This is a genomic window from Pseudomonas sp. DE0010 (assembly GCF_007680745.1).
GTDB classification, from domain to species: Bacteria; Pseudomonadota; Gammaproteobacteria; order Pseudomonadales; family Pseudomonadaceae; genus Aquipseudomonas; species Aquipseudomonas parafulva_B.
This window is the reverse complement of sequence record NZ_VEJQ01000006.1, coordinates 88407-112967: the sequence shown is the minus strand read 5'-3', so window position 1 is coordinate 112967 and position 24561 is coordinate 88407. Positions and strand designations below refer to the sequence as shown.

Below are 24561 nucleotides of genomic sequence, written 5' to 3'. Positions count from 1 at the left end.
TGGCTGCGAAGGGGGTCATTCGGCCCCCTTGGTCGCCGCGCTGTCAGCCGTTGGAGCAGCCGTTGCCCATCACGCGGTATTCCAGCACGTGGGTGTGGCCTTGCGAGTCGGCGTAGGTCATGCGAGCGGGCACTACGCCGCAGACATTGGGGATTTCACTCATGGAAATGACGTGGTCGATGTCCAGGTGTTGCGAGTAACTGTACTGTTCAACCGGTGCCTGTTCGGCGGCCTGGGCTTCGTCGGCCATGGCCGTCCCGCACAGACTGCCCAGCAGTACTACCATTAAAGCTTTCATGTTTTATCTGCCTATTTAAGGTCGTGACGGTGCGCGCCGTGCATAAGGCACTACGACAACCGTTAAGGTATTGATCAAGTTTGCATAGAAGTGACAGTTGCCTTCGTGGGGGCGGTTACAGGTTGTCAATCTTCTTGCCGTTGCTGGCGAGATCAATTCTAGAACTGTGACCCAGGCTGAAACAGTGGGGCTTTTGATAAAGTCTGTTGGTGAAATTGGTAATAATCCACCAGGCCTGCACCTTGCAGGGCAGCACAATGCCCGCGCCTGAGCGGTTACGACCCGATCCACTGGCAAATTACTACCAACGTCGAATGGCGGTTATCGCTCTGGTACAGTTACATCGGTCCCATACAAAAACAACTATTACACCGAGGTAAACACGATGAGTGCGGCTCCACTGTATCCCGTTCGTCCCGAGATCGCGGCCACTACCCTGACAGACGAGGCCACCTACAAGGCCATGTACCAGCAGTCGGTGATCAACCCGGACGGCTTCTGGCGTGAGCAGGCCCAGCGCATCGACTGGATCAAGCCCTTCACCAAGGTCAAGCAGACTTCCTTCGATGACCACCACGTGGACATCAAATGGTTTGCCGACGGCACTCTGAACGTTTCCTCCAACTGCCTGGACCGTCACCTGGAAGAGCGTGGCGATCAACTGGCCATTATCTGGGAAGGCGACGACCCCTCCGAGCACCGCAACATCACCTACCGCGAACTGCACGAGCAAGTGTGCAAGTTCGCCAACGCCTTGCGCGGGCAAGACGTGCACCGCGGCGATGTGGTCACCATCTACATGCCAATGATTCCCGAGGCTGTGGTCGCCATGCTGGCATGCGCCCGTATCGGTGCAATCCATTCGGTCGTATTCGGTGGGTTCTCGCCCGAGGCCCTGGCAGGGCGCATCATCGATTGCAAATCCAAGGTGGTGATCACTGCTGACGAAGGCGTGCGCGGCGGTCGCCGTACACCGCTCAAGGCCAATGTCGACCTGGCGCTGACCAACCCTGAAACCAGCAGCGTGCAGAAGATCATCGTCTGCAAGCGCACCGGCGGCGACATTGCCTGGCACCAGCACCGCGACATCTGGTACGAAGACCTGATGAAAGTGGCTTCCAGCCACTGCGCGCCGAAGGAAATGGGGGCTGAGGAAGCCCTGTTCATCCTCTACACCTCCGGCTCGACCGGCAAGCCCAAGGGCGTGCTGCACACCACCGGTGGCTACCTGGTATACGCGGCGTTGACCCATGAGCGCGTGTTCGACTACCGCCCGGGCGAGGTGTACTGGTGCACCGCCGACGTCGGCTGGGTCACGGGCCACAGCTACATCGTCTACGGTCCGCTCGCCAACGGCGCCACCACCGTATTGTTCGAAGGTGTGCCGAACTACCCGGATATCACCCGCGTGTCGAAGATCGTCGACAAGCACAAAGTCAACATCCTCTACACCGCACCCACCGCCATCCGCGCCATGATGGCCGAAGGGCAGGCGGCGGTAGACGGCGCCGACGGTTCCAGCCTGCGCCTGCTGGGCTCTGTGGGCGAGCCGATCAACCCCGAAGCCTGGAACTGGTACTACAAGACTGTGGGCAAGGAGCGTTGCCCCATCGTCGATACCTGGTGGCAGACCGAAACCGGCGGCATCCTCATCAGCCCATTGCCAGGTGCGACGGCGCTCAAGCCAGGCTCGGCCACGCGCCCATTCTTTGGCGTGGTACCGGCCCTGGTGGACAACCTGGGCAACCTGATCGAAGGCGCGACCGAGGGCAACCTGGTGATCCTCGATTCATGGCCAGGCCAGTCGCGCTCGCTGTACGGTGACCATGACCGGTTTGTCGATACCTACTTCAAGACGTTCCGGGGCATGTACTTCACCGGTGACGGCGCCCGCCGCGACGAGGACGGCTACTACTGGATCACCGGTCGCGTGGATGACGTGCTGAACGTCTCGGGCCACCGCATGGGCACCGCCGAGATCGAAAGTGCCATGGTGGCGCACGCCAAGGTGGCCGAGGCCGCGGTGGTGGGCGTGCCGCACGACATCAAGGGCCAGGGTATCTATGTCTACGTCACCCTCAATGCTGGCGTCGAGCCAAGCGAGCAACTGCGCCTTGAACTGAAGAACTGGGTGCGCAAGGAAATCGGCCCGATCGCCTCGCCGGATGTGATTCAGTGGGCACCTGGATTGCCAAAGACCCGTTCGGGCAAGATCATGCGCCGCATCCTGCGCAAGATTGCAACCGCCGAGTACGACGCGCTGGGGGACATCTCGACCTTGGCAGACCCAGGTGTCGTGCAGCACCTGATCGACACGCACAAGGCCATGAGCCTGGCCACGGCTTGACGGCACTGCGCGCGGCCCGAGATTCAAGCTTGATGACACGCTGATTTGGGTCGCGCCGACAGTGCGCCAGCGTCCCGCACAGGCCCCGCCGGGTTAACCGGCGGGGTTTTTGCTTTATAGACCGCTGGGCCTGTTACCCGGCAGTGATCGGTTACTTTTCTGTCACCAGCAATGCGCTATGGCGGGGCGCCTGGAAACACTTGGCGCTGTTTAGGGGCATTCTGGCTGTCTTGTAGGACGGTCCATCACGCTACACTTGCCGTCCCACAAGGGTTTGCCAATAATAGGCCCAGGATTTGCTAGATTCATGGGTTCAATTTCTTGCGCTTTTGCATATTCTGCATTGGCTGTCAACATCGCCCGCAGCGGTTTCAGGCGCTTCTGTAAGTAGTTGTCGCTTTGAAGAAATTTCGACTACCGGGCTGTCGTTAAAATGCCATTCACTCGCTCGTGGTCTGCGACCTTGGTCGAACCCTGCGCGGCTCGCGTTGTAACCATTCGCATATCGGGCAGCTGTTACCTGCCTTGTATTGCCCCGTACCGATGGAGTTACCTGATGAAGAAGCTCGCACTGCTTGGCGCCCTGGCGCTGTCCGTGTTTTCCCTGGTATCGCAGGCCGATGAAAAACCGCTGAAAATCGGTATCGAAGCGGCTTACCCTCCTTTTGCCTTCAAGCAGCCCGATGGCAGCATCGCCGGCTTCGACTACGACATCGGCAACGCCCTGTGCGAAGAGATGAAGGCCAAGTGCACGTGGGTCGAGCAGGAGTTCGACGGCCTGATTCCTGCGCTGAAAGTGCGCAAGATCGACGCCATCCTGTCTTCGATGTCCATCACCGAGGACCGCAAGAAGTCGGTGGACTTTACCAAGCGTTACTACCTCACCCCGGCGCGCCTGGTGATGAAGGAAGGTACCGCGGTCACCGACAGCCTCGATGAGCTCAAGGGCAAGAAGATTGGCGTGCAGCGTGGCTCGATCCACGATCGCTTCGCCAAGGAAGTGCTCGCGCCCAAAGGCGCCACCGTGGTGCCATACGGCACGCAGAACGAAATCTACCTGGACGTGGCGGCTGGTCGCCTGGACGGCACCGTGGCCGACGCCACGCTGTTGGAAGATGGCTTCCTCAAGACCGATGCCGGCAAGGGCTTCGCGTTCGTAGGCCCTGCCTTCACCGATGTGAAGTACTTCGGTGACGGCGTCGGCATTGCCGTGCGCAAGGGTGACAAGGCCAACGTCGATCGCATCAATGCGGCCATCGATGCCATCCGTGCCAATGGCAAGTACAAAGAGATCGAGAAGAAATACTTCAACTTCGACATCTACGGCCCAGACGCGAACTGAGTCAGCCGTCAATCGCTATGCAATGGTGCAAACAGCAGAAGCGCTGAGGTTTGCACCATTTTTCATTCTCTAGGTCGAGGACCTCAACATGTTGAAAGGCTACGGGGCAGTCATCCTCGATGGGGCGTGGCTGACGCTACAGCTTGCCCTTTCGTCGATGGCCCTGGCCATCGTGCTCGGCCTGATCGGCGTGGCGCTGCGCTTGTCGCCCGTGCGCTGGCTGGCCTGGCTGGGCGACCTGTATTCCACGGTCATTCGCGGCATACCGGATCTGGTACTGATCCTGCTGATCTTCTATGGCGGGCAGGACATCATCAACCGCGTGGCGCCGCTGGTGGGCTACGACGACTATATCGACCTGAACCCGCTGCTGGCAGGTATCGGTACGCTGGGCTTCATTTTCGGCGCCTACCTTTCGGAAACGTTCCGGGGTGCATTCCTGGGCATTCCAAAGGGCCAGGCCGAGGCGGGAGTCGCCTACGGCATGAATGCCCGGCAGGTGTTCTTCCGCATCCAGGTGCCGCAAATGATTCGCCTGGCAATTCCAGGCTTTACCAACAACTGGCTGGTGCTGACCAAGGCCACGGCGTTGATTTCGGTGGTCGGCCTGCAGGACATGATGTTCAAGGCCAAGCAGGCGGCCGATGCCACCCGTGAACCCTTCACCTTCTTCCTGGCAGTGGCCGCCTTGTACCTGGTGCTGACCAGCGTCTCGTTGCTGGCGCTGAAGTATCTGGAGCGCCGCTACTCGGTGGGTGTCAAGGTGACCGAATTATGATCTTCGACTACAACGTGGTCTGGGAAGCGTTGCCGATGTATTTCGACGGCCTGCTCACCACCCTCAAGCTGCTGGCAGTCTCGTTGTTCTTCGGCTTGCTGGCGGCCATTCCGCTGGGCTTGATGCGCGTGTCAAAGCGCCCGTGGGTCAACCTGCCGGCCTGGCTTTACACCTACGTCATTCGTGGCACGCCCATGCTGGTACAGCTGTTCCTGATCTACTACGGTCTGGCGCAGTTCGAGGCCGTCAGGGCCAGCGTGTTCTGGCCCTTGTTGTCCAGCGCAACCTTCTGCGCGTGCCTGGCCTTTGCCATCAACACCAGCGCCTATACCGCCGAGATCGTTGCCGGCAGCCTCAAAGCCACGCCCCATGGCGAGATAGAGGCGGCCAAGGCCATGGGCATGTCGCGCATGAAGATGTACCGACGCATCCTGCTGCCGTCTGCGCTGCGCCGTGCGCTGCCGCAATACAGCAATGAAGTGATCATGATGCTGCAAACCACCAGCCTGGCGTCGATCGTGACACTGATCGACATCACCGGTGCCGCGCGCACGGTCAATGCCCAGTACTACCTGCCTTTCGAGGCCTACATCACGGCGGGCGTGTTCTACCTGTGCCTGACCTTCATCCTGGTGCGCCTGTTCAAGATGGCCGAACGCCGTTGGCTCGGCTACCTGGCGCCGCGCAAGCACTGACCGCTCTGTGAGAATCGACAGCATGTACAAACTCCAAGTCCAAGACCTGCACAAGCGCTACGGCAGCCATGAGGTCCTCAAGGGCGTTTCCCTGGCGGCCAAGGCAGGCGACGTCATCAGCATCATCGGCTCCAGTGGATCGGGCAAGTCCACCTTCCTGCGCTGCATCAACCTGCTGGAGCAGCCCCATGCAGGCAAGATACTGCTCAACAACGAAGAGCTGAAACTGACCCCCGGCAAGGATGGCGCGCTCAAGGCAGCCGATGCGCGCCAGCTGCAACGCATGCGCTCGCGCCTGGCGATGGTGTTCCAGCATTTCAACCTGTGGTCGCACATGACGGCGCTGGAGAACATCATCGAGGCGCCGGTGCATGTGCTGGGGGTCAGCCGCAAGGAGGCACTGGAAAAGGCCGAGCACTACCTTGAGAAGGTCGGGGTTGCCCACCGCAAGGATGCCTTCCCGGGGCACATGTCCGGTGGCGAGCAGCAACGTGTGGCCATTGCGCGGGCACTGGCCGTTGAACCAGAGGTCATGCTGTTCGACGAACCGACCTCGGCCCTGGACCCTGAACTGGTCGGCGATGTGCTCAAGGTGATGCAGGCACTGGCCCAGGAAGGCCGGACCATGGTGGTGGTGACCCACGAAATGGGTTTTGCCCGCGAGGTGTCCAACCAGTTGGTGTTCCTGCACAAGGGTCTGGTCGAAGAGACCGGCTGCCCCCGTGAGGTGCTGGCCAACCCGCGTTCGGAACGCCTGAAGCAGTTCCTGTCCGGCAGCCTGAAGTAAAAGCTGCTTTTTTGCACCACGATAGGGCATGCTGCGTGTCACGCGCAGCCTGACCCGGCGCATCGAATCGAACGACCTCAGGTTTCGGACCTTACCCTATGACCACCCAGCGAATTGGTTTTCTCATCTGGCCCAGCACCCGGCCACTGACCCTGGCGCTGGCCGAAGAAGTCCTGCAGGTGGCGCAGCGGGTCCATCCCGACGTGGTTTACGAAACCCTGTTCCTGCAGGCCGAAGCCCCGGTCGAAGGCAGCTGGCGTATGCCCGGCGAACCTTGGAACGGGCGCCTGGAAGGGTGCCACAAGCTGTTTTTGATGGCCGATGAGGCGCCGGGCAACATCGGGGCTGCGCTGTCGACGGCGCTCAAGCAATTGGCCCGCAGCGGCTGCATGATTGGCGGGCTGTCTGCCGGGGTCTACCCACTGGCCATGCTTGGCCTGCTCGACGGCTACCGCGCAGCCGTGCATTGGCGCTGGCAGGACGATTTTGCCGAGCGTTTCCCCAAGGTCATCGCCACTAGTCATCTATTCGACTGGGACCGTGATCGCCTGACGGCCTGCGGCGGTATGGCGGTAACCGACCTGTTGCTGGCAGTGCTGGCCCGTGACCATGGCGCGGAGCTGGCAGGCGCGGTGTCCGAGGAACTGGTGGTCGAGCGTATCCGCGAGGGCGGTGAGCGCCAGCGCATCCCGCTGCAGAACCGGCTGGGCTCGAGCCACCCCAAGCTCACCCAGGCGGTGCTGTTGATGGAGGCCAACATCGAGGAGCCGCTGACCACCGATGAAATTGCCCAACATGTCTGCGTGTCACGGCGACAGCTCGAGCGAATCTTCAAGCAGTACCTGAGCCGGGTGCCGAGCCAGTATTACCTGGAGCTGCGCTTGAACAAGGCACGGCAGATGCTGATGCAGACCAGCAAGTCCATCATCCAGATAGGCCTGTCGTGCGGCTTCTCCTCCGGCCCGCATTTCTCCAGCGCCTACCGTAACTTCTTTGGCGCTACCCCCCGTGAAGACCGCAATCAGCGACGCAACAGCAGCCCGTTCGAACTGAGCTCCGCGCCGGCTGAAAAAGGCTAGTCGACGTGCCGGCACGCCCGGGCTGCACAACGAGGTGAACACCCGTTCACCCAGCTTCTTCTCTGCCGTACACTGCGCGATTGCGACAGTGTTTGTCGCATTGCCGAAAGCCCGCCCGAATGCCGGTTTTGCGCTGTAACAAGTTGTCGCTTGGCCGCAAGGCCACGCGCTGATCGTTCCTTACAATCCCCCCATCGCTCGCCACTTCCAGGTCAGCGATCCTCTTCAGGAGACTCAGATGTCCGTTGAGCAAGCCCCGGTGCTACGTGCCGATTTCGATCAGGTCATGGTCCCCAACTATTCCCCGGCGGCCTTCATTCCTGTGCGAGGCGAGGGCTCCCGTGTCTGGGACCAGACTGGCCGTGAATTGATCGACTTTGCCGGTGGCATCGCTGTCAATGCCCTGGGCCACTGCCATCCGGCCTTGGTCAAGGCACTGACCGATCAGGCCAATACCCTGTGGCATGTATCCAACGTCTTCACCAACGAGCCGGCCCTGCGCCTGGCTCACAAGCTGGTGGAGGCCACGTTTGCCGATCGAGCGTTCTTCTGCAACTCTGGCGCCGAGTCCAACGAGGCGGCGTTCAAGTTGGCCCGCCGTGTAGCCCACGACCGCTTCGGCCCTGAAAAGCACGAGATCATCGCAACGCTCAACAGTTTCCACGGCCGCACGTTGTTTACCGTGAGCGTGGGCGGCCAGCCAAAGTATTCCGATGGTTTCGGGCCGAAAATCACTGGTATCAGCCACGTGCCCTACAACGACCTGGAAGCGTTGAAAGCGCATATCTCCGACAAGACCTGCGCTGTGGTGATCGAGCCGATCCAGGGCGAAAGTGGTGTGGTGCCGGCTGACAAGGCCTACCTGGAAGGCGCGCGCGCCTTGTGCGACCAGCACAATGCCCTGCTGATATTCGACGAGGTGCAGACCGGTGTCGGTCGTACCGGGTCGCTGTACGCCTACCAGCACTATGGCGTGACGCCCGACATCCTGACCAGCGCCAAGAGCCTGGGCGGCGGCTTCCCCATCGGCGCCATGCTCACCACCAATGACTTGGCCAAGCACCTGGCTGTCGGCACCCACGGTACGACCTATGGCGGCAACCCGCTGGGCTGCGCGGTGGCCTGCGCCGTGCTGGACGTGATCAACACCCCGCAGACCCTGGCAGGCATCAAGGCCAAGCATGAGCGTTTCAAGTCTCGTCTGGAGCAGATCGGCCGCGACAATGGGCTGTTCAGTCATGTGCGCGGCGTGGGCCTGCTGATCGGTTGTGTGCTTTCCGAGGCTTGGCAGGGCAAGGCCAAGGACGTGCTCAACGCCGCTGAGAAGGAAGGCGTCATGGTGTTGCAGGCAGGGCCTGACGTGGTGCGTTTCGCACCTAGCCTGGTGGTCGAGGATGCCGACATCGACGAAGGCCTGCAGCGCTTCGAACGTGCCGTGATCACCTTGACCCAAGGCTGAGCCGGCTCGCAGGTTTGGCGCCGCGCTGGTTGCAACACCGGCCGGTGAGCCCGGATTCCAACGCAGGCGCCTGGCGCCTGCCTTTTTCACGCGCCGCCATCGGCAGCGCGTTCTCCAAGGAGTGACACCATGCTGGTGATGCGCCCGGCGCAAATGGCTGATCTGAACGAAGTGCAGCGAATGGCTGCGGACAGCCCCATTGGTGTCACCTCGTTGCCGGACGACAGCGCTCGGCTGGGCGACAAGATCGCCGCCTCCGAGACCTCCTTCGCCGCCGAGGTCAGCTTCAATGGCGAGGAGCGCTACTTCTTCGTGCTCGAAGACAGCGAGACCGGCAAGCTGGCTGGCTGCTCGGCCATAGTCGCCTCGGCAGGGTATTCCGAGCCTTTCTACAGTTTTCGCAACGAAACTTTCGTCCACGCCTCGCGGGAACTGAAGATCCACAACAAGATTCACGTCCTGTCGCTGTGTCACGACCTGACCGGCAACAGCTTGCTGACCAGTTTCTACGTGCTGCCCGAGCTTGTGGGCAGTGGGTGGGCCGAGCTCAATTCACGGGGTCGCCTGTTGTTCATGGCATCGCACCCCGAGCGTTTTGCCGAGTCGGTTGTGACGGAAATCGTCGGCTTTAGCGACGAGCAGGGCGAGTCGCCCTTCTGGGACGCCATCGGGCGCAACTTCTTCGACTTGAGCTACGCCGATGCCGAGCGCCTGTGCGGCCTCAAGAGCCGCACGTTCCTGGCCGAGCTGATGCCCCATTACCCCATCTATGTGCCCTTGCTGCCTGACGCTGCGCAGGAAGCCATGGGCCAGGTGCATCCGCGGGCACAGATCACCTTCGACATCCTCATGCGCGAAGGCTTCGAAACCGAGCACTACATCGACATCTTCGATGGCGGTCCGACCCTGCATGCCCGTACCTCGGGTATTCGTTCGATTGCGCAAAGCCGCGTGGCGCCCGTGAAGATCGAGCCGGTTGCGGCCCGCGGCACACGGCCGTACCTGGTCTGCAACGGCCAGCTGCAAGATTACCGTGCCGTGCTGGTGGAACTGGACTGGGTACCTGGCAAGCCCGTCAGCCTGAGCCAGGAGGTGGCCGACGCCCTGGGGGTGGGTGAGGGTGCCAGTGTGCGGCTGGTCGCGGCCTGAGCGCCGCCCGCCATCTTGCAGGATTAGCAGAGTTTCGCGCCGGTTGATGCCGCCGCACAAGGAGATAGCATGATCGTTCGTCCTGTACGCAGTAGCGACCTGCCTGCGTTGATCGAATTGGCACGCAGCACCGGCACCACGGGGCTGACCACGCTGCCTGCCAACGAGGAACGCCTGGAGCATCGCGTCGGGTGGGCGGAAAAGAGCTTCCGCGGTGAAGCCGAGCGCGGTGATACCGACTACCTCTTCGTGCTGGAAAACGACGAAGGGCTGGTTGTGGGTATCAGTGCCATCGCTGGCGCCGTAGGCCTGCGCGAGCCCTGGTACAACTACCGCGTCGGGCTTACCGTCAGCGCGTCCCAGGAATTGAAGATCTACCGCGAGATCCCCACGCTGTTCCTGGCTAACGATCTGACCGGCAATTCCGAGCTGTGCTCGCTGTTCCTGCGCCATGACTACCGCTCAGGGCTCAATGGTCGGCTGCTGTCCCGGGCACGCATGCTGTTCATCGCCGAGTTTCCCGAACTGTTCGGCCAGAAGATCATGGCGGAGATGCGGGGCATGTCCGATGCCCAGGGGCGCTCGCCGTTCTGGGAGAGCCTGGGCCGCCATTTCTTCAAGATGGAGTTCAGCCAGGCCGATTACCTGACGGGGGTAGGCAACAAGTCGTTCATCGCCGAGCTGATGCCCAGGTTCCCGCTTTACACCTGCTTCCTGTCCGAAGCGGCGCGCAGCGTGATCGGCCGGGTGCATGCCGACACCGAGCCGGCATTGGCCATGCTCAAGCAGGAAGGTTTCACCTATCAGGGGTACGTGGATATTTTCGACGCAGGGCCTGCCATCGAATGCGACACGGCCCGCATCCGCGCGGTACGCGACAGCCAGACATTGGTACTGGCCATCGGTACGCCGGGTGAGGATGCCACGCCATTCATCATCCACAACCGTAAGCGCGACGACTGCCGCATCACGGCCGCCCCGGCTCGGCTGGCGGCGGGTACGCTGGTGGTCGACCCGCTGACGGCCAAGCGCCTGCGCATGGGTGCAGGCGACAACGTGCGGGCCGTGCCCCTGTCGGCCGCCCGGGAGGGCCAGTAAATGACCACGCATTACATCGGCGGTAACTGGGTAGCAGGGCGCGGCGAGCACTTGGCATCGCTCAACCCGGTGAGTCAGGCGAGCGTCTGGCAAGGGCAGGGGGCTGATGCAGGCCAGGTCCAGGCTGCCGTACAGGCTGCTCGCCAGGCTTTTCCTGCCTGGGCGCACATGAGCCTGCAGGCGCGCATCGAGGTGCTGGAACAGTTTGCGGCGCAGCTAAAACGGCATGCCGACGCGCTGGCCTATTGCATTGGCGAGGAAACCGGCAAGCCCTTGTGGGAATCGGCTACCGAAGTCACCAGCATGATCAACAAAGTGGCAATCTCGGTGCAGAGCTACCGTGAGCGCACCGGCGAGAAGAGCGGCCCCCTGGCTGACGCCACTGCGGTGCTGCGCCACAAGCCCCACGGCGTGGTGGCGGTATTCGGGCCTTACAACTTTCCCGGTCATTTGCCGAACGGGCATATCGTCCCGGCGCTGCTGGCTGGAAACTGCGTGGTGTTCAAACCCAGTGAGCTGACGCCCAAGGTGGCCGAGCTAACCGTCAATTGCTGGATTGCCGCCGGCCTGCCCGCCGGGGTGTTGAACCTGGTGCAAGGTGGTCGTGAAACGGGCGTGGCCTTGGCCGCCGACCCCGGTATCGATGGGTTGTTCTTCACTGGCTCCAGTGGTACCGGGCACCTTCTGCACCAGCAGTTCGCCGGCCGCCCCGACAAGATTCTGGCCTTGGAGATGGGCGGGAACAACGCGTTGGTAGTGGACGAAGTCCAGGACCTTGACGCGGCGGTCTATACCATCGTTCAGTCGGCCTTCATTTCGGCGGGCCAGCGCTGCACCTGCGCGCGCCGTCTGCTGGTGCCGCAGGGCCCATGGGGCGATCAGTTGCTGGAGCGGCTGGTCCAGGTGAGCCGTACCCTGGCCGTAGGTGCTTTCGATCAGCAACCGGCCCCGTTCATGGGGTCGGTGATTTCCCTGCAGGCGGCGCAGGCGCTGCTGACCGCCCAGGCTGAGCTGATTGCAGAGGGCGGCGTCAGCCTGCTGGAGATGACGCAGCCGCAGCATGATGCCGCCTTGCTGACCCCGGGTATCGTCGATGTCACGGGCGTTGCGCTGTGCAAGGACGAGGAGTTTTTCGGGCCGCTGCTGCAGGTGCTGCGCTACCCCGATTTCGAGGCGGCCATCGCCGAAGCCAACAACACCCGTTATGGCCTGGCTGCCGGGTTGCTCAGCGATTCCCAGGCCCGCTATGAGCATTTCTGGCTACACAGCCGCGCAGGCATCGTCAACTGGAACCGCCAGCTCACCGGTGCAGCCAGCAGCGCGCCGTTCGGTGGGGTGGGCGCCAGTGGCAATCACCGGGCAAGCGCCTACTACGCAGCCGACTACTGCGCCTACCCCGTCGCGTCGCTGGAGGCCACCAGCCTGACCTTGCCGGCCACCCTGGCGCCGGGCGTCACACTATAACGATGGTCGGAGCCTTGCCGATGAAAGCATACGAAGTGAATTTTGACGGCCTGGTAGGGCCTACCCACAACTACGGTGGCTTGTCCTACGGCAACGTGGCCTCCCAGAGCAACAGCCACCAAGGGTCCAACCCGCGCGAAGCGGCGCGCCAGGGGCTGGCGAAAATGAAGGCGCTGGCCGACCTCGGCTTCAAGCAGGGGGTACTGGCGCCCCAGGAGCGCCCCGATGTGGCCGCGCTGCGCCAGCTTGGCTTCGCCGGCACCGATGCCCAGGTGATCCAGCGCGCCGCACGGGAGGCCATGCCGCTGCTGGTTGCCAGTTGCTCGGCGTCGAGCATGTGGGTGGCCAACGCCGCGACGGTCAGCCCCAGCGCCGATACGGCCGATGGGCGGGTGCACTTCACTGCTGCCAACCTCAACTGCAAATACCACCGCAGTATCGAGCACCCCACTACCAGTCGCGTGCTGGCAGCCATGTTCGGGGACGAGGCTCATTTCAGTCACCATCCCGCCTTGCCGAGCGTCGCCCAATTTGGCGATGAGGGCGCCGCGAACCATACGCGGTTCTGCCGCGATTATGGGCAGGCTGGGGTCGAATTCTTCGTCTATGGCCGCAGTGCCTTCGACAGCCGCTACCCGGCACCTCAGAAATACCCGGCCCGGCAAACCCTCGAAGCGTCCCAGGCCGTGGCCCGCCTGCACGGGCTCAGCGCCGACGCGGTGGTCTATGCTCAGCAAAACCCCGCGGTGATCGACCAGGGTGTGTTTCACAACGATGTGATCGCGGTCGGCAATGGGGAGGTGCTGTTCTACCATGAGGATGCGTTTCTCGACACCGAGGCCGTGCTCACCGAGCTTCGTGCCAAGCTGGCGGCCAAGGGCGGTGAGTTGCAGGCCATTTGCGTGCCGCGTGCCACCGTATCGGTAGAGGATGCCGTGCGCTCCTACCTGTTCAACAGCCAGCTGCTCAGCCGCGACGATGGTTCGATGCTGCTGGTGGTGCCGGAAGAGTGCCGCAACAACGAGCGGGTCTGGGCGTATCTGCAGCAGCTTACCAGCCTGGGCACGGCGGTGCGGGAGGTGCAGGTGTTCGACCTCAAGCAGAGCATGCAAAACGGTGGCGGGCCGGCTTGCCTGCGCCTGCGTGTGGCCCTGAACGAAACGGAACTGGCGGCGGTGAACCAAGGCGTTATCATGAGCGCCCCGTTGTACGAGACACTGCTGCAGTGGGTCGATCGGCACTACCGTGACCGTCTGGTCGACGCTGACCTGGCCGATCCTCTGTTGCTGCAGGAGTGCCGTACGGCACTGGACGAATTGACCCAGATACTCAAGTTGGGCTCGGTATACCCGTTCCAACGCCAACCTTGAAGAGAGAATTGCAATGACCGACGCCCTGCGCCTGATCCTGGAAGATGAAGACGGCACTCAGCTGGAAACTTCGTGCACGCGTTTTGCCGTGATGTGGCAAGGCAAGGAAGTATGGATCCAGCAGGATGGCCGCGGCCAACTGCTGATCGGGGTGGATGTGGAGGAGGGCGACGCCGAATATGCCAACCTGCTGCTGCGCCCCCTGGCGACCAACCTGGTCAGCCTGCAACTGGAAATGGAGCCGGCCGACGTCGGCGAAGACGACGACCACGTTCACGGTCCGGACTGCGGCCACCATCACTGAGGACGTCCGCCATGCTCGCCCTTGGCAAATTGCTTGAGCTGACCCTCACCGGCCATGAACCGGCCGAGAAGACCCAAGTGACGTCCAGGGGCGTGCGCCTTCGCTGGCTGGGGCAGGGAGCCCTGGAAGTGAGCCCCAGCGCCGCTGACGACTGCGGCCTGGACCTGTTGCTGTCTGCAGGAATTCACGGCAACGAGACCGCCCCGATCGAGTTGCTCGAACGTCTGCTGCATGGTGTTGCACGTGGAGACATCGTGCCTCGGGCGCGCGTGCTGTTCCTGTTCGGCAACCCGGCGGCCATCGTCAAAGGTGAGCGGTTCGTCGAACAGGACATCAACCGCCTGTTCAATGGCCGCCACGAGCAATCCAGCGGGCCGGAGGCGTTGCGCGCTGCCGAGCTCGAACAGTTCGCGCGGGTCTTTTTCAGCAAGCCTGGGCGTAGTCGCCTGCACTACGACCTGCACACGGCCATTCGAGGCTCCAGGATCGAGCAGTTCGCGCTGTATCCCTTCAAGCAAGGGCGCACACATTCCCGGCGTGAACTGGCCCGCCTGGCAGCAGCTGGCATGGAGGCGGTGCTGTTGCAGTGCAAGCCTTCGATCACGTTCAGTGCCTTTACCTACGAGCAGCTCGATGCCGAGGCCTTTACGCTTGAGCTCGGCAAGGCCCGCCCTTTTGGCCAGAACGACGTGGTGAATCTGGACAAGCTCGAAGCCAGGCTGGTGCACATCCTTCAGGCCACCGAGCCCGATGACGACGGGTCGTTGGAGGGGTTGGAGTTGTTTCGCGTGGCGCGTGAGGTCATCAAGCACAGCGACGGTTTCCGCTTGCACCTGCCAGCAGACATCCAGAATTTCTCCCCGCTGGACAAAGGCTACCTGCTGGCCGATGACCTGGCCGGCGTGCGCTGGGTAATCGAAGAAGAGGGCGCACGGATCATCTTCCCCAACCCCAAGGTGCGTAATGGCCTCAGGGCGGGGATCATCGTGGTGCCTGATGAGGGTGAAAATCTGGCCTGAACCTTAGATGTCGGTACCCGGAGCCGGTAGCAGTACGCCCGGAGCCAAGGCTTCGTATGCGTCCTGCAGCAGCCTGGCAAGTGCAGTCAGGCCGTCCAAGCCCTTGGCTTGGTAAGGGTCGTACAGTACAGCGGTGTACTCACCGGGTAGCAAATCGGCGTATTTGGCTGGGATGACGCGGCTCAGGTCGAAGCCTGGTCCCTGTTGCGCCGGGCCTGCATGGCATTGCATGAGCACGATGTCGGGTACGGCGGCGTAGCCTTGACGGGCAGCGTCCAATGCCTTTTTCAAATCAGGGTAGCCCGACAGCAATGCGAGCTGCTCATACACCCGGTTCTGGAACTGCGGAGTGCCGTAGATGAAGAGGTGGTCGATGGCAGTGGTTTCGAAACGCGCATTATCGCTAGCATTGGCATCCACGCGCAGTGTGCCATCGGCGTTATCGGCCAACCCTGCTGGAATCTCCTCGCCGCTGAACAGCAAGTGCACACGCTGATCGGGTGTGGACCTGTTCAGTCTCAGCGACACCCCGTCCACTTCCAGATCCAGGCCGCACTCCTGGCTCAGGCTAACATTCGCAGTATTGAGCCAGACCTGGATTTCATCGAGAGTGCCAACCTTCACATCGTCGTCGAAAGCCTCGATCAGCCTTCGTTGGATGTTGAACTTGTTAGCCGAATAGAGTTTGTACAGCTCGTAACCAAAATAAACACGAGACCCGAAACGTTCTTCGCCGTCTGTAGCATCGTAGGCTAACGCTTCGTCCATTTCCCCGAAGCTCAAACGCTCGCTTTTGTCGCCGCCGTCGATATTGAAGGTTTGGGTTACTGCAGTCATGGGCATGATCTCCTGTTCAAGAGCATTCAGGCTAAGCCTGCCGGCTTTGCTGGGTGCAGTAGTTATTTAGGCTCAGCCGAAGCTGTATTGAATGGGCCGGTGATCCACCGGAGTCTGTGTCCAATCCTGCCTACGGATAGGTCTGCCGGGCTGGCAGGCCAAGCTCCAAGCGCAGTGCATTCTCATTGAAGGGGAAGGGGTTGCTGGTGTCTGGCGGGGTGGCCGGATCGTCGTCGTAGTCGAAGCCTTGTGGCCCCGCCTCCAAACCAACGGCCTGCCGTTCCGGCTCGTCCATGACGCTGCCGGTGACGAAATTCCAGACATGACAGAGCTCGTGATAGAGCATGACCAATGAAGGTGTGTCAGGGCGCTGAGCCAGCGGGTTATAGCCGATGCGGCAATTGAGTGCGCGTGCACCGCGCTTGCCGTTGCGAATCGTTGGATCACCCTGGCCAGGGTCATAGCCGGCATAGGCGTTGTCCATCGACTCTATGCTTGAGATGACCACCCGCGCACCGTTGGTCACCAGGTCATGGAGCAAGACCGAGGCGGTGGGGCTGGCCCGGAGCAGGTTGAGTTGACGGTTCACCTTCTCGATGTAGTGCGCCTCGCCCTGCACCAGGAATGTCTTGAGGTAGTCGGCGGGTAGGGTTGTCTGGGCAAGGTCATAAAGTACAGGCGCTGTGAAGCCGCCTTCTGGCGTGATAGCGCGTGCGTCACCGTACAAGCGGTCGTCCAGCATGCCGGTAGTGAGGCGGTTATGGCCGTCGAGTGCCTCGATCACGGCCCTGCCTTCGACAACCTTGACGATATCCTCGCCTTCGCCTGCGTAGATGAAGGCATGGGCTGCGCCGCTGTGCACGGTGTCGTTGCCGGTACCGGCATCGATCTCCACTTGCTGCAGGCGCGTAGTTTCGATCAGGTCGTTGCCTGGGCCTGCATCGACCACCACTCGCCCGACGGCGGTGCTGTCAGCAGTGGCCAGACCTTCCACTTGAACGATGTCATCGCCATCACCGGTTTCCACCACTACCTGGTTGGCGACCGCGGTGGCCACGTGTACACGGTCATTCCCAGGGCCTGTGCGTACGTGAAGGATGTCGTCGCCCATCAGCGCTAGTTCGTAGCGCAAGCCGCTGCTGCGTAGCATCACGCCGCTGGCGTGCGCTTCGACAGACAGCGTGACACTGGGTTGCAGCGCCTGCACCCGCACGATTCGATCTTCACGCGCGATGATGAACGCCTGGTCCTGATAGGGAAGCACATGCTGCTCCACTAGGCCGGCGGGGGTATATACGACGAGATTGGCTTGAGGCATTGGCGATATCCTTCTGGTTTCGAGGAAAGCACCTTAAGCCCCGGCCAGGGCGGCTCAGCGGTAATCGGCTACTGCGTTTGCTTGATGACCCTCGGTGTTCGGGCCGCATGTCGGGTCTACCGTTGGCAGACAGCGGTTTCAGGAGTTGCCAGCCAGGAAGCCAGGGATTTAGCATCAGGCGTGATGAATGATTGATGCGTTTGACGCTGCCAATAGCCGATTCGGCCATTTCAATAGCACAAACTCACTGCACCAAGCCTGCAGGCCCGATATAATGCGGCCCTTTGCCGTCGTTTCGTCGACGCTTTGCCCTGATGGGCCGCCGTTTCCGTGGAAGATCCTATGAAAAGCGCAGAAATCCGTGAAGCCTTCCTTCGCTTCTTCGAAGAACAGGGGCATACCCGAGTCGCGTCCAGTTCGCTGATTCCGAACAACGACCCGACCCTGTTGTTCACCAATGCCGGCATGAACCAGTTCAAGGACTGTTTCCTCGGAGCGGAGAAGCGCGCCTATACCCGTGCTGTCAGCAGCCAGAAGTGCGTGCGCGCCGGTGGCAAGCACAACGACCTGGAAAACGTCGGTTACACCGCACGTCACCATACCTTCTTCGAAATGCTGGGCAACTTCAGCTTCGGTGATTATTTCAAGCGCGACGCCATCACCTTCGCCTGGACTTTCCTGACGTCGGAGAAGTGGCTGAACCTGCCCAAGGACAAGCTCTGGGTCACGGTCTATGCCACCGACGACGAAGCCTACGATATCTGGACCAAGGAAGTAGGGGTGCCCGCCGAGCGCATGGTGCGCATCGGTGATAACAAGGGCGCGCCCTATGCGTCGGACAACTTCTGGACCATGGGCGACACCGGTCCATGCGGGCCGTGCACCGAAATCTTCTATGACCACGGTGCAGACATCTGGGGTGGCCCGCCCGGCTCGCCCGAAGAAGACGGCGACCGTTACATCGAGATCTGGAACAACGTGTTCATGCAGTTCAACCGTACTGCCGACGGCGTGCTGCACCCGCTGCCGGCGCCGTCGGTCGATACCGGCATGGGCCTGGAGCGCATCAGCGCCGTATTGCAGCATGTGCATTCGAACTACGAGATCGACCTGTTCCAGAACCTGCTGTCAGCGGCGGCCACGGCCATCGGTTGCAGCAACGAGGGGCAGGCCTCACTGAAAGTGGTGGCCGACCACATCCGTTCCTGCGGCTTCCTGATTGCCGACGGTGTGCTGCCTTCGAACGAAGGCCGTGGCTATGTGCTGCGCCGCATCATTCGTCGTGCTTGCCGTCACGGCAACAAGCTGGGCGCCAAGGGCAGCTTCTTCTACCAGATCGTCGCCGCGCTGGTTGCCGAAATGGGTGAAGCATTCCCGGAGCTGGGCAGCCAACAGGCGCACATCGAGCGTGTGCTTAAAGCCGAAGAAGAACAGTTCGCCAAGACCCTTGAGCAGGGCCTGCGCATTCTCGAGCAGGACCTGGCCCAGTTGCAGGGCAACGTGGTGCCGGGCGATGTGGTGTTCAAGCTCTACGACACCTACGGCTTCCCCATGGACCTGACTGCCGATATCGCCCGTGAGCGTGAGCTCACCATCGACGAGGCCGGTTTCGAACGTGAAATGGAGGCCCAGCGCGAGCGTGCACGCTCTGCCAGCGCGTTTGGCATGGACTACAACAGCCTGGTCAAGGTCGACAGTGCAACCGAGTTCCTGGGCTACGAGGCCACCGAGGCCTCGGCCAGGATCATTGCGCTGTACCACGATGGCCAGTCGGTTGACCAACTGGGCGAGGGCCAGGAAGGCGTGATCGTGCTAGATCGCACGCCTTTCTACGCCGAGTCCGGTGGCCAGGTGGGCGACTCCGGTTACATCCAGGCAGGCTCGGCGCGCTTCGACGTGCGCGACACCACCAAGACCGGTGGCGCCTTCTTGCATCACGGCGTGGTCGCCACCGGTGCGCTGGTCGTAGGCTCTGCGGTGCAAACCAAGGTCGACGCGGATGTGCAGCACGCCACCGCCCTGAACCATTCGGCTACCCACCTGTTGCATGAAGCCTTGCGCCAGGTGCTGGGCGAGCATGTGCAGCAGAAAGGCTCGCTGGTGGACAGCCAGCGCCTGCGCTTTGACTTCAGCCACTTCGAAGCAGTGAAGCCTGAGCAGATCAAGGCGCTGGAAGACATCGTCAACCGCGAAGTGCGCCGCAACACGCCTGTGCAAACCGAGCTGACCGACATCGAGACGGCCAAGGCCAAGGGTGCCATGGCGCTGTTTGGCGAGAAGTACGGCGATACGGTGCGCGTGCTGACCATGGGCGGCGACTTTTCGGTAGAGCTGTGCGGTGGCATTCATGCCAAGCGCACAGGCGACATCAGCGTCTTCAAGATCATCAGCGAAGGCGGCGTGGCGTCGGGCGTGCGTCGTATCGAGGCCGTGACCGGTGCCGCTGCGCTGGCTTACCTGAACGCTGCCGAGGAGCAGGTCAAGGAAGCGGCGCAACTGGTGAAGGGTAACCGCGACAACCTGATCGACAAGCTGTCGGCTGTGCTTGAGCGCAACCGCCAGCTGGAGAAGCAGCTCGAGCAGCTGCAGGCCAAGGCCGCCAGCGCCGCCGGGGATGATCTCTCCAACGCGGCTGTGGCGGTCAAGGGTGCCAAGGTGCTCGCCGCCCGTGTAGACAGGCAGGATGGCAAGGCCTTGCTCGCCCTGGTCGATCAGCTTAAGAACAAGCTCGGCCATGCAGTGATCCTGCTGGGCAGCGAGCATGAGGGCAAGGTCGTGCTGGTGGCCGGCGTGACCAAAGACCTCTCCAGCCAACTCAAGGCTGGCGATCTGATGAAGCAAGCCGCTGCGGCAGTGGGTGGCAAGGGCGGCGGGCGTGCGGACATGGCACAGGGTGGCGGCGTCGACGTCGCGGCCCTGGACCAGGCCCTGGCGCTGGCCGTGCCGTTCGCAGAGCAGGGACTTTGAGATGAAGGGCAGGGCGGCTTGAGCGCGAACTGCGCTCCTGGCCCCGTTGGGGTGAGTCGTCCTGTCCTTCAGGTTGGATTGTTTTTTGGGGCCCTGTATGGGCTGAGGCACCATTGAAATGGCGTTGATCGTACAGAAATTTGGCGGCACCTCTGTCGGTTCCATCGAGCGGATCGAGCAGGTAGCCGACAAGGTCAAGAAGCACCGTGAGGCAGGCGACGACCTGGTGGTCGTGCTCTCTGCCATGAGCGGCGAAACCAACAGACTGATCGACCTGGCCAAGCAGATCAGCGAGCATCCGGTTCCGCGCGAGCTGGATGTGATCGTGTCCACGGGCGAGCAAGTCACCATCGCGCTGTTGGCCATGGCATTGACCAAGCGCGGTGTGCCTGCCGTGTCGTACACCGGCAACCAGGTACGCATCCTTACCGACAGTGCCCATAACAAGGCGCGCATCCTGCAGATCGACGACCAGAAGATCCGTGCTGATCTCAAGGCCGGGCGTGTGGTCGTGGTGGCGGGCTTCCAGGGTGTGGATGAGCACGGCAACATCACCACCCTCGGTCGGGGTGGTTCCGACACCACAGGTGTCGCCCTGGCCGCTGCGCTCAAGGCGCAGGAATGCCAGATCTACACCGATGTCGATGGCGTCTACACCACCGACCCTCGCGTAGTGCCGCTGGCACGACGCCTGGAGAAGATCACCTTCGAAGAGATGCTGGAAATGGCCAGCCTCGGTTCCAAGGTGCTGCAGATTCGCTCGGTGGAATTCGCCGGCAAGTACAACGTCCCGCTGCGCGTGCTGCACAGCTTCAAGGAGGGTCCGGGTACCCTCATTACCATCGATGAAGAGGAATCCATGGAACAGCCGATCATTTCCGGTATCGCCTTCAACCGTGATGAAGCCAAGCTGACCATTCGCGGCGTACCGGACAACCCAGGCGTGGCGTTCAAGATTCTCGGCCCGATCAGTGCATCGAACATCGAAGTGGACATGATCGTGCAGAACGTCGCCCACGATAACACCACCGATTTCACCTTCACCGTACAGCACAATGAGTACGAGAAGGCTCAGAGCGTGCTGCAGAATACCGCGCGCGAAATCGGTGCCCGTGAAGTGATCGGTGATACCAAGATCGCCAAGGTTTCCATCGTCGGCGTCGGCATGCGTTCACACGCAGGTGTTGCAAGCCGCATGTTCGAAGCGCTGGCCAAGGAGAGCATCAACATCCAGATGATCTCCACCTCCGAGATCAAGGTGTCGGTGGTGATCGAGGAGAAATACCTGGAACTGGCGGTGCGCGCCCTGCACACCGCCTTCGAGCTTGACGCCCCGGCTCGACAGAGCGAGTAAGGCCTTGCCTGGGAGGGCGCGGCTTGCCGCGCCCTTCGCGTTTCTGCTCGTTGCGCAGGCCCCGTCCAGGTCCGCGTATGAAGCACAGCAGCCTGTGTCGACGTCCACGACCGGGCTGAAACCCAAAAGACTGTTACCCCTGAATGTTTTGCGTAAGGAGAAAGCTATGTTGATTCTGACTCGTCGCTGTGCGGAGAGCCTGATCATTGGCGATGGCGAGATCACCGTGACGGTGCTCGGCGTCAAAGGCAACCAGGTACGTATCGGCGTCAGCGCGCCAAAAGAAGTGGCTGTTCACCGCGAGGAAATCTACCTGCGGATCAAGAACGAGAAGGACGAGGAGCCAAGCCTTTAATTCTTTTGAAGTTTTTTTCAAAAAAAGGGTTGCAGACGAGGAAGAACCTGTTTAATATTCGCCTCGTGTTGCGGTGAGGTGGCCGAGTGGCCGAAGGCGCTCCCCTGCTAAGGGAGTATACCTCATAAGGGTATCGGGGGTTCGAATCCCCCCTTCACCGCCATTATTCGCTTAGGTTGCTGTAAGTTGTAAGAACGCTAAGTAGTTGATTTTAAACGAAAAAGTTCTTGCAAAAATGTTTCAGCAGCCTATAATGCGCGGCAAGACACGGACTCATAGCTCAGCTGGATAGAGTACTCGGCTACGAACCGAGCGGTCGCAGGTTCGAATCCTGCTGAGTCCGCCACTTTTGAAGTGGCTTTGTTATCAAGGCTGTTTCAAGAAACCAGTGGTAATCTGGTCTAAAACTACCAAACGGACTCATAGCTCAGCTGGATAGAGTACTCGGCTACGAACCGAGCGGTCGCAGGTTCGAATCCTGCTGAGTCCGCCACTTTCGAAGTGGTTTTGTTATCAAGGCTGCTTCAAAAACCAGTGGTAATCTGGTCTAAAACTACCAAACGGACTCATAGCTCAGCTGGATAGAGTACTCGGCTACGAACCGAGCGGTCGCAGGTTCGAATCCTGCTGAGTCCGCCATACCCAAACAGAAAGCCCGCTCACTGAGCGGGCTTTTTGTTTTCCCCCACCTTTGCGCATTCAATTGTTTGTTCAGCCATGCCCTCTGTACGGGCTCTGGGGCTCTGTGCCTGCACGCCAAGCGCTTGGCAGGGCGCACGCGCAACCTCGCCCAAACTATTGCACCGATGGTTTCATGCGTTGTCAGAGCAATGACGCGCAAACGATTGTTATAGCCAAAAATTTAAGCGATCTGTCAGCTTGAGCAGTGTATGATTGCGCCCGTCAGCCCCGCCGGGGCTTGTGGATCACCACCATGGACTTACCCAGTAGTTACTCGCCAAACCGTTTCGTACAGATAGATCTAATCGATTGATTCTCCCGGCGTGCTCCGCGGCTGGGAGTGGAGTTCGCCTATGACGGAAGTAGAAGTAAAGAAAGCGCAAGAAAGCCTCCAGGATCGTCTGTCCCAGGTCGTCGACCTGCTTCAGCGCCAGCGCCTGGTTGAAGATGTCACGCACCGCCAGGAAGGTGCACACAACGACTTGGTAGAAAACCTCGTCCACCGGCAGAATCTTGTCGAGTTGCAACGCAAGCTCGATGATCTGCACCCCGCCGATATCGCCTATATCCTCGAAGCCTTGCCTCTCGAAGACCGCTTGACGGTCTGGCAGCTGGTGCGCTCGGATCGTGACGGCGACATTCTGCTTGAAGTGTCAGACGCCGTGCGCCAGTCCCTGATCGCCGATATGGACGATCACGAGCTGCTGGCCGCTGCCAAGGAAATGGACGCCGACGAACTGGCCGACCTGGCGCCTGAGTTGCCACGGGACGTGGTTCATGAGCTGATGGAGACCCTCGATGCTCAGCAACGCGAGCGCGTACGCTCCGCGCTGAGCTATGACGAGGAACAAGTCGGCGCGCTGATGGACTTCGAGATGGTGACCATCCGTGAAGACGTCAGCCTGGAAGTGGTATTGCGTTACCTGCGCCGCCTCAAGGAATTGCCCAACCACACCGACAAGCTGTTCGTGGTCGATCACGATGGCATTCTCAAGGGTGTGTTGCCGATCAAGCGCCTGCTGGTCAACGACCCGGACAAGCAAGTGGCCGACGTCATGGCCACCGATCCCGTGTCCTTCCATCCCGACGAAGACGCCTACGACGCAGCCCAGGCCTTCGAGCGGTACGACCTGGTATCGGCACCAGTCGTGGACAAGAGCGATCGGCTCATCGGGCGTCTGACCATCGACGAAATGGTCGACCTGATTCGCGAAGAGAGTGAGACCGAAGTGCTGAACATGGCGGGTCTGCGCGAAGAAGAAGACATCTTCGCGTCGGTCTGGCGGTCGCTGCGCAACCGTTGGGCATGGCTGGCCGTAAACCTGATTACCGCTTTCGTCGCATCCCGGGTCATCGGCTTGTTCGAAGGGTCCATCGAAAAGCTGGTTGCCCTGGCCGCGCTCATGCCGATCGTGGCGGGCATCGGTGGCAACTCCGGCAACCAGACCATCACCATGATCGTGCGCGCCATGGCCCTTGACCAAGTGTCCCCAGGCAATACCTCGCGCCTGATGCGCAAGGAGCTGGCGGTGTCCTTGATCAACGGGTTGATCTGGGGTGGCGTCATCGGCGCGGTGGCCTTCTGGCTTTATGGCAGCTGGTCGCTGGGCTTGGTGATGACAGCCGCGATGACCTTGAACCTGCTGCTCGCGGCCCTGATGGGCGTGCTGATACCGATGACCCTGACGCGCCTGGGGCGCGACCCGGCAATGGGGTCGAGCGTGATGATCACCGCAGTTACCGACAGCGGCGGCTTCTTCATCTTCCTGGGGCTCGCCACCGTGTTCTTGCTCTAACGGCTCGGGGCGTTACGCCGTGCGTGACGCCCGGTTTGTCTGGATGATAAAGGCAGCGAAGAGG

General features: G+C 61.2%; 20 protein-coding genes and 4 tRNA genes. 21 read left to right on the top strand and 3 right to left on the bottom strand.

The window, feature by feature from the left end; translation table 11 throughout:
* Nucleotides 1-43: 43 nt before the first annotated feature.
* Complete coding sequence (locus FS767_RS06910) at nt 44-298, bottom strand: DUF2790 domain-containing protein (protein WP_027915912.1); 255 nt, start codon at nt 296-298, stop codon at nt 44-46.
* A gap of 385 nt (nt 299-683) precedes the next feature.
* Here FS767_RS06910 and acs point away from each other — a divergent pair, with 385 nt between their 5' ends.
* The 13 genes from acs to astE all read left to right on the top strand — a co-directional run bounded on the left by acs (nt 684) and on the right by astE (nt 15189).
* Nucleotides 684-2645 carry an acetate--CoA ligase gene (acs, locus tag FS767_RS06905; protein ID WP_058605578.1) on the top strand — a complete coding sequence of 654 codons (1962 nt, stop codon included), beginning with the start codon at nt 684-686 and terminating at the stop codon, nt 2643-2645.
* 556 nt (nt 2646-3201) lie between these two features.
* Nucleotides 3202-3987: an ABC transporter substrate-binding protein gene (locus FS767_RS06900; protein WP_027915913.1), complete on the top strand. Its 786-nt coding sequence runs from the start codon at nt 3202-3204 to the stop codon at nt 3985-3987.
* Nucleotides 3988-4075: 88 nt separating this feature from the next.
* Nucleotides 4076-4765, top strand: a complete 690-nt coding sequence (locus FS767_RS06895) for an ABC transporter permease (RefSeq protein WP_023533806.1) — start codon at nt 4076-4078, stop codon at nt 4763-4765.
* Nucleotides 4762-5460 (top strand): ABC transporter permease, encoded by a 699-nt coding sequence (locus tag FS767_RS06890; protein WP_023533799.1) that lies wholly within the window; start codon nt 4762-4764, stop codon nt 5458-5460. Before FS767_RS06895 ends, FS767_RS06890 begins: the two co-directional genes overlap by 4 nt.
* Before the next feature lie 22 nt (nt 5461-5482).
* The gene (locus tag FS767_RS06885; RefSeq protein WP_027915914.1) at nt 5483-6247 is read left to right on the top strand and encodes an ABC transporter ATP-binding protein; all 765 of its coding nucleotides are present in this window, start codon (nt 5483-5485) and stop codon (nt 6245-6247) included.
* A 98-nt stretch (nt 6248-6345) separates the two neighbouring features.
* The gene (gene argR, locus FS767_RS06880; RefSeq protein ID WP_058637610.1) at nt 6346-7326 is read left to right on the top strand and encodes a transcriptional regulator ArgR; all 981 of its coding nucleotides are present in this window, start codon (nt 6346-6348) and stop codon (nt 7324-7326) included.
* A 238-nt stretch (nt 7327-7564) separates the two neighbouring features.
* On the top strand, nt 7565-8785 hold the full coding sequence (locus tag FS767_RS06870) for an aspartate aminotransferase family protein (RefSeq protein ID WP_144964659.1): 1221 nt from the start codon (nt 7565-7567) through the stop codon (nt 8783-8785).
* Between the two features lie 129 nt (nt 8786-8914).
* Entirely contained in the window at nt 8915-9934 is a 1020-nt protein-coding gene (gene aruF, locus FS767_RS06865) for an arginine/ornithine succinyltransferase subunit alpha (protein WP_023533801.1), read from the top strand.
* 69 nt (nt 9935-10003) lie between these two features.
* The gene (astA, locus tag FS767_RS06860; RefSeq protein ID WP_023533743.1) at nt 10004-11032 is read left to right on the top strand and encodes an arginine N-succinyltransferase; all 1029 of its coding nucleotides are present in this window, start codon (nt 10004-10006) and stop codon (nt 11030-11032) included.
* Entirely contained in the window at nt 11033-12496 is a 1464-nt protein-coding gene (astD, locus tag FS767_RS06855) for a succinylglutamate-semialdehyde dehydrogenase (RefSeq protein WP_144964658.1), read from the top strand.
* A gap of 20 nt (nt 12497-12516) precedes the next feature.
* The gene (gene astB, locus FS767_RS06850) at nt 12517-13866 is read left to right on the top strand and encodes an N-succinylarginine dihydrolase (protein ID WP_144964657.1); all 1350 of its coding nucleotides are present in this window, start codon (nt 12517-12519) and stop codon (nt 13864-13866) included.
* Between the two features lie 13 nt (nt 13867-13879).
* Nucleotides 13880-14170, top strand: a complete 291-nt coding sequence (locus FS767_RS06845; RefSeq protein WP_023533754.1) for a type IIA topoisomerase (DNA gyrase/topo II, topoisomerase IV), A subunit — start codon at nt 13880-13882, stop codon at nt 14168-14170.
* 11 nt (nt 14171-14181) lie between these two features.
* Entirely contained in the window at nt 14182-15189 is a 1008-nt protein-coding gene (gene astE / locus FS767_RS06840) for a succinylglutamate desuccinylase (protein WP_144964656.1), read from the top strand.
* 3 nt (nt 15190-15192) lie between these two features.
* Here the strand turns inward: astE and FS767_RS06835 are convergent, their stop codons facing one another.
* Together FS767_RS06835 and FS767_RS06830 are read right to left on the bottom strand one after the other, a co-directional pair.
* On the bottom strand, nt 15193-16026 hold the full coding sequence (locus FS767_RS06835) for a hypothetical protein (protein WP_144964655.1): 834 nt from the start codon (nt 16024-16026) through the stop codon (nt 15193-15195).
* Between the two features lie 130 nt (nt 16027-16156).
* Nucleotides 16157-17344, bottom strand: coding sequence for a M91 family zinc metallopeptidase (locus FS767_RS06830; protein ID WP_144964654.1), 1188 nt, complete (start codon nt 17342-17344; stop codon nt 16157-16159).
* A gap of 342 nt (nt 17345-17686) precedes the next feature.
* On the opposite strand from FS767_RS06830, the gene alaS reads away from it, so the two are divergent.
* From alaS to mgtE, 8 genes are all read left to right on the top strand, one after another.
* A complete protein-coding gene (gene alaS / locus FS767_RS06825) occupies nt 17687-20311 on the top strand; it encodes an alanine--tRNA ligase (RefSeq protein ID WP_144964653.1) in 2625 nt (874 codons plus the stop codon).
* A gap of 118 nt (nt 20312-20429) precedes the next feature.
* The gene (locus FS767_RS06820) at nt 20430-21665 is read left to right on the top strand and encodes an aspartate kinase (protein ID WP_023533761.1); all 1236 of its coding nucleotides are present in this window, start codon (nt 20430-20432) and stop codon (nt 21663-21665) included.
* 166 nt (nt 21666-21831) lie between these two features.
* A complete protein-coding gene (gene csrA / locus FS767_RS06815; RefSeq protein WP_023533771.1) occupies nt 21832-22020 on the top strand; it encodes a carbon storage regulator CsrA in 189 nt (62 codons plus the stop codon).
* A gap of 72 nt (nt 22021-22092) precedes the next feature.
* Nucleotides 22093-22183, top strand: a tRNA-Ser gene (locus tag FS767_RS06810).
* A gap of 106 nt (nt 22184-22289) precedes the next feature.
* A tRNA-Arg gene (locus FS767_RS06805) sits at nt 22290-22366 on the top strand.
* Between the two features lie 70 nt (nt 22367-22436).
* A tRNA-Arg gene (locus tag FS767_RS06800) sits at nt 22437-22513 on the top strand.
* 69 nt (nt 22514-22582) lie between these two features.
* Nucleotides 22583-22659, top strand: a tRNA-Arg gene (locus FS767_RS06795).
* Nucleotides 22660-23054: 395 nt separating this feature from the next.
* Complete coding sequence (mgtE, locus tag FS767_RS06790; RefSeq protein WP_058605568.1) at nt 23055-24497, top strand: magnesium transporter; 1443 nt, start codon at nt 23055-23057, stop codon at nt 24495-24497.
* The last annotated feature ends 64 nt before the right edge of the window (nt 24498-24561 follow it).

Bases quoted from the DNA above. Each gene is read 5' to 3' on its own strand.
- astD (WP_144964658.1), top strand. From the start codon at position 11,033: ATGACCACGCATTACATCGGCGGTAACTGGGTAGCAGGGCGCGGCGAG.
- FS767_RS06885 (WP_027915914.1), top strand. From the start codon at position 5,483: ATGTACAAACTCCAAGTCCAAGACCTGCACAAGCGCTACGGCAGCCAT.
- astE (WP_144964656.1), top strand. From the start codon at position 14,182: ATGCTCGCCCTTGGCAAATTGCTTGAGCTGACCCTCACCGGCCATGAA.
- astB (WP_144964657.1), top strand. From the start codon at position 12,517: ATGAAAGCATACGAAGTGAATTTTGACGGCCTGGTAGGGCCTACCCAC.
- FS767_RS06835 (WP_144964655.1), bottom strand. From the start codon at position 16,026: ATGACTGCAGTAACCCAAACCTTCAATATCGACGGCGGCGACAAAAGC.
- argR (WP_058637610.1), top strand. From the start codon at position 6,346: ATGACCACCCAGCGAATTGGTTTTCTCATCTGGCCCAGCACCCGGCCA.
- FS767_RS06910 (WP_027915912.1), bottom strand. From the start codon at position 298: ATGAAAGCTTTAATGGTAGTACTGCTGGGCAGTCTGTGCGGGACGGCC.
- FS767_RS06890 (WP_023533799.1), top strand. From the start codon at position 4,762: ATGATCTTCGACTACAACGTGGTCTGGGAAGCGTTGCCGATGTATTTC.
- astA (WP_023533743.1), top strand. From the start codon at position 10,004: ATGATCGTTCGTCCTGTACGCAGTAGCGACCTGCCTGCGTTGATCGAA.
- FS767_RS06900 (WP_027915913.1), top strand. From the start codon at position 3,202: ATGAAGAAGCTCGCACTGCTTGGCGCCCTGGCGCTGTCCGTGTTTTCC.
- FS767_RS06845 (WP_023533754.1), top strand. From the start codon at position 13,880: ATGACCGACGCCCTGCGCCTGATCCTGGAAGATGAAGACGGCACTCAG.
- alaS (WP_144964653.1), top strand. From the start codon at position 17,687: ATGAAAAGCGCAGAAATCCGTGAAGCCTTCCTTCGCTTCTTCGAAGAA.
- FS767_RS06830 (WP_144964654.1), bottom strand. From the start codon at position 17,344: ATGCCTCAAGCCAATCTCGTCGTATATACCCCCGCCGGCCTAGTGGAG.
- acs (WP_058605578.1), top strand. From the start codon at position 684: ATGAGTGCGGCTCCACTGTATCCCGTTCGTCCCGAGATCGCGGCCACT.
- FS767_RS06870 (WP_144964659.1), top strand. From the start codon at position 7,565: ATGTCCGTTGAGCAAGCCCCGGTGCTACGTGCCGATTTCGATCAGGTC.
- FS767_RS06820 (WP_023533761.1), top strand. From the start codon at position 20,430: ATGGCGTTGATCGTACAGAAATTTGGCGGCACCTCTGTCGGTTCCATC.
- aruF (WP_023533801.1), top strand. From the start codon at position 8,915: ATGCTGGTGATGCGCCCGGCGCAAATGGCTGATCTGAACGAAGTGCAG.
- mgtE (WP_058605568.1), top strand. From the start codon at position 23,055: ATGACGGAAGTAGAAGTAAAGAAAGCGCAAGAAAGCCTCCAGGATCGT.
- FS767_RS06895 (WP_023533806.1), top strand. From the start codon at position 4,076: ATGTTGAAAGGCTACGGGGCAGTCATCCTCGATGGGGCGTGGCTGACG.
- csrA (WP_023533771.1), top strand. From the start codon at position 21,832: ATGTTGATTCTGACTCGTCGCTGTGCGGAGAGCCTGATCATTGGCGAT.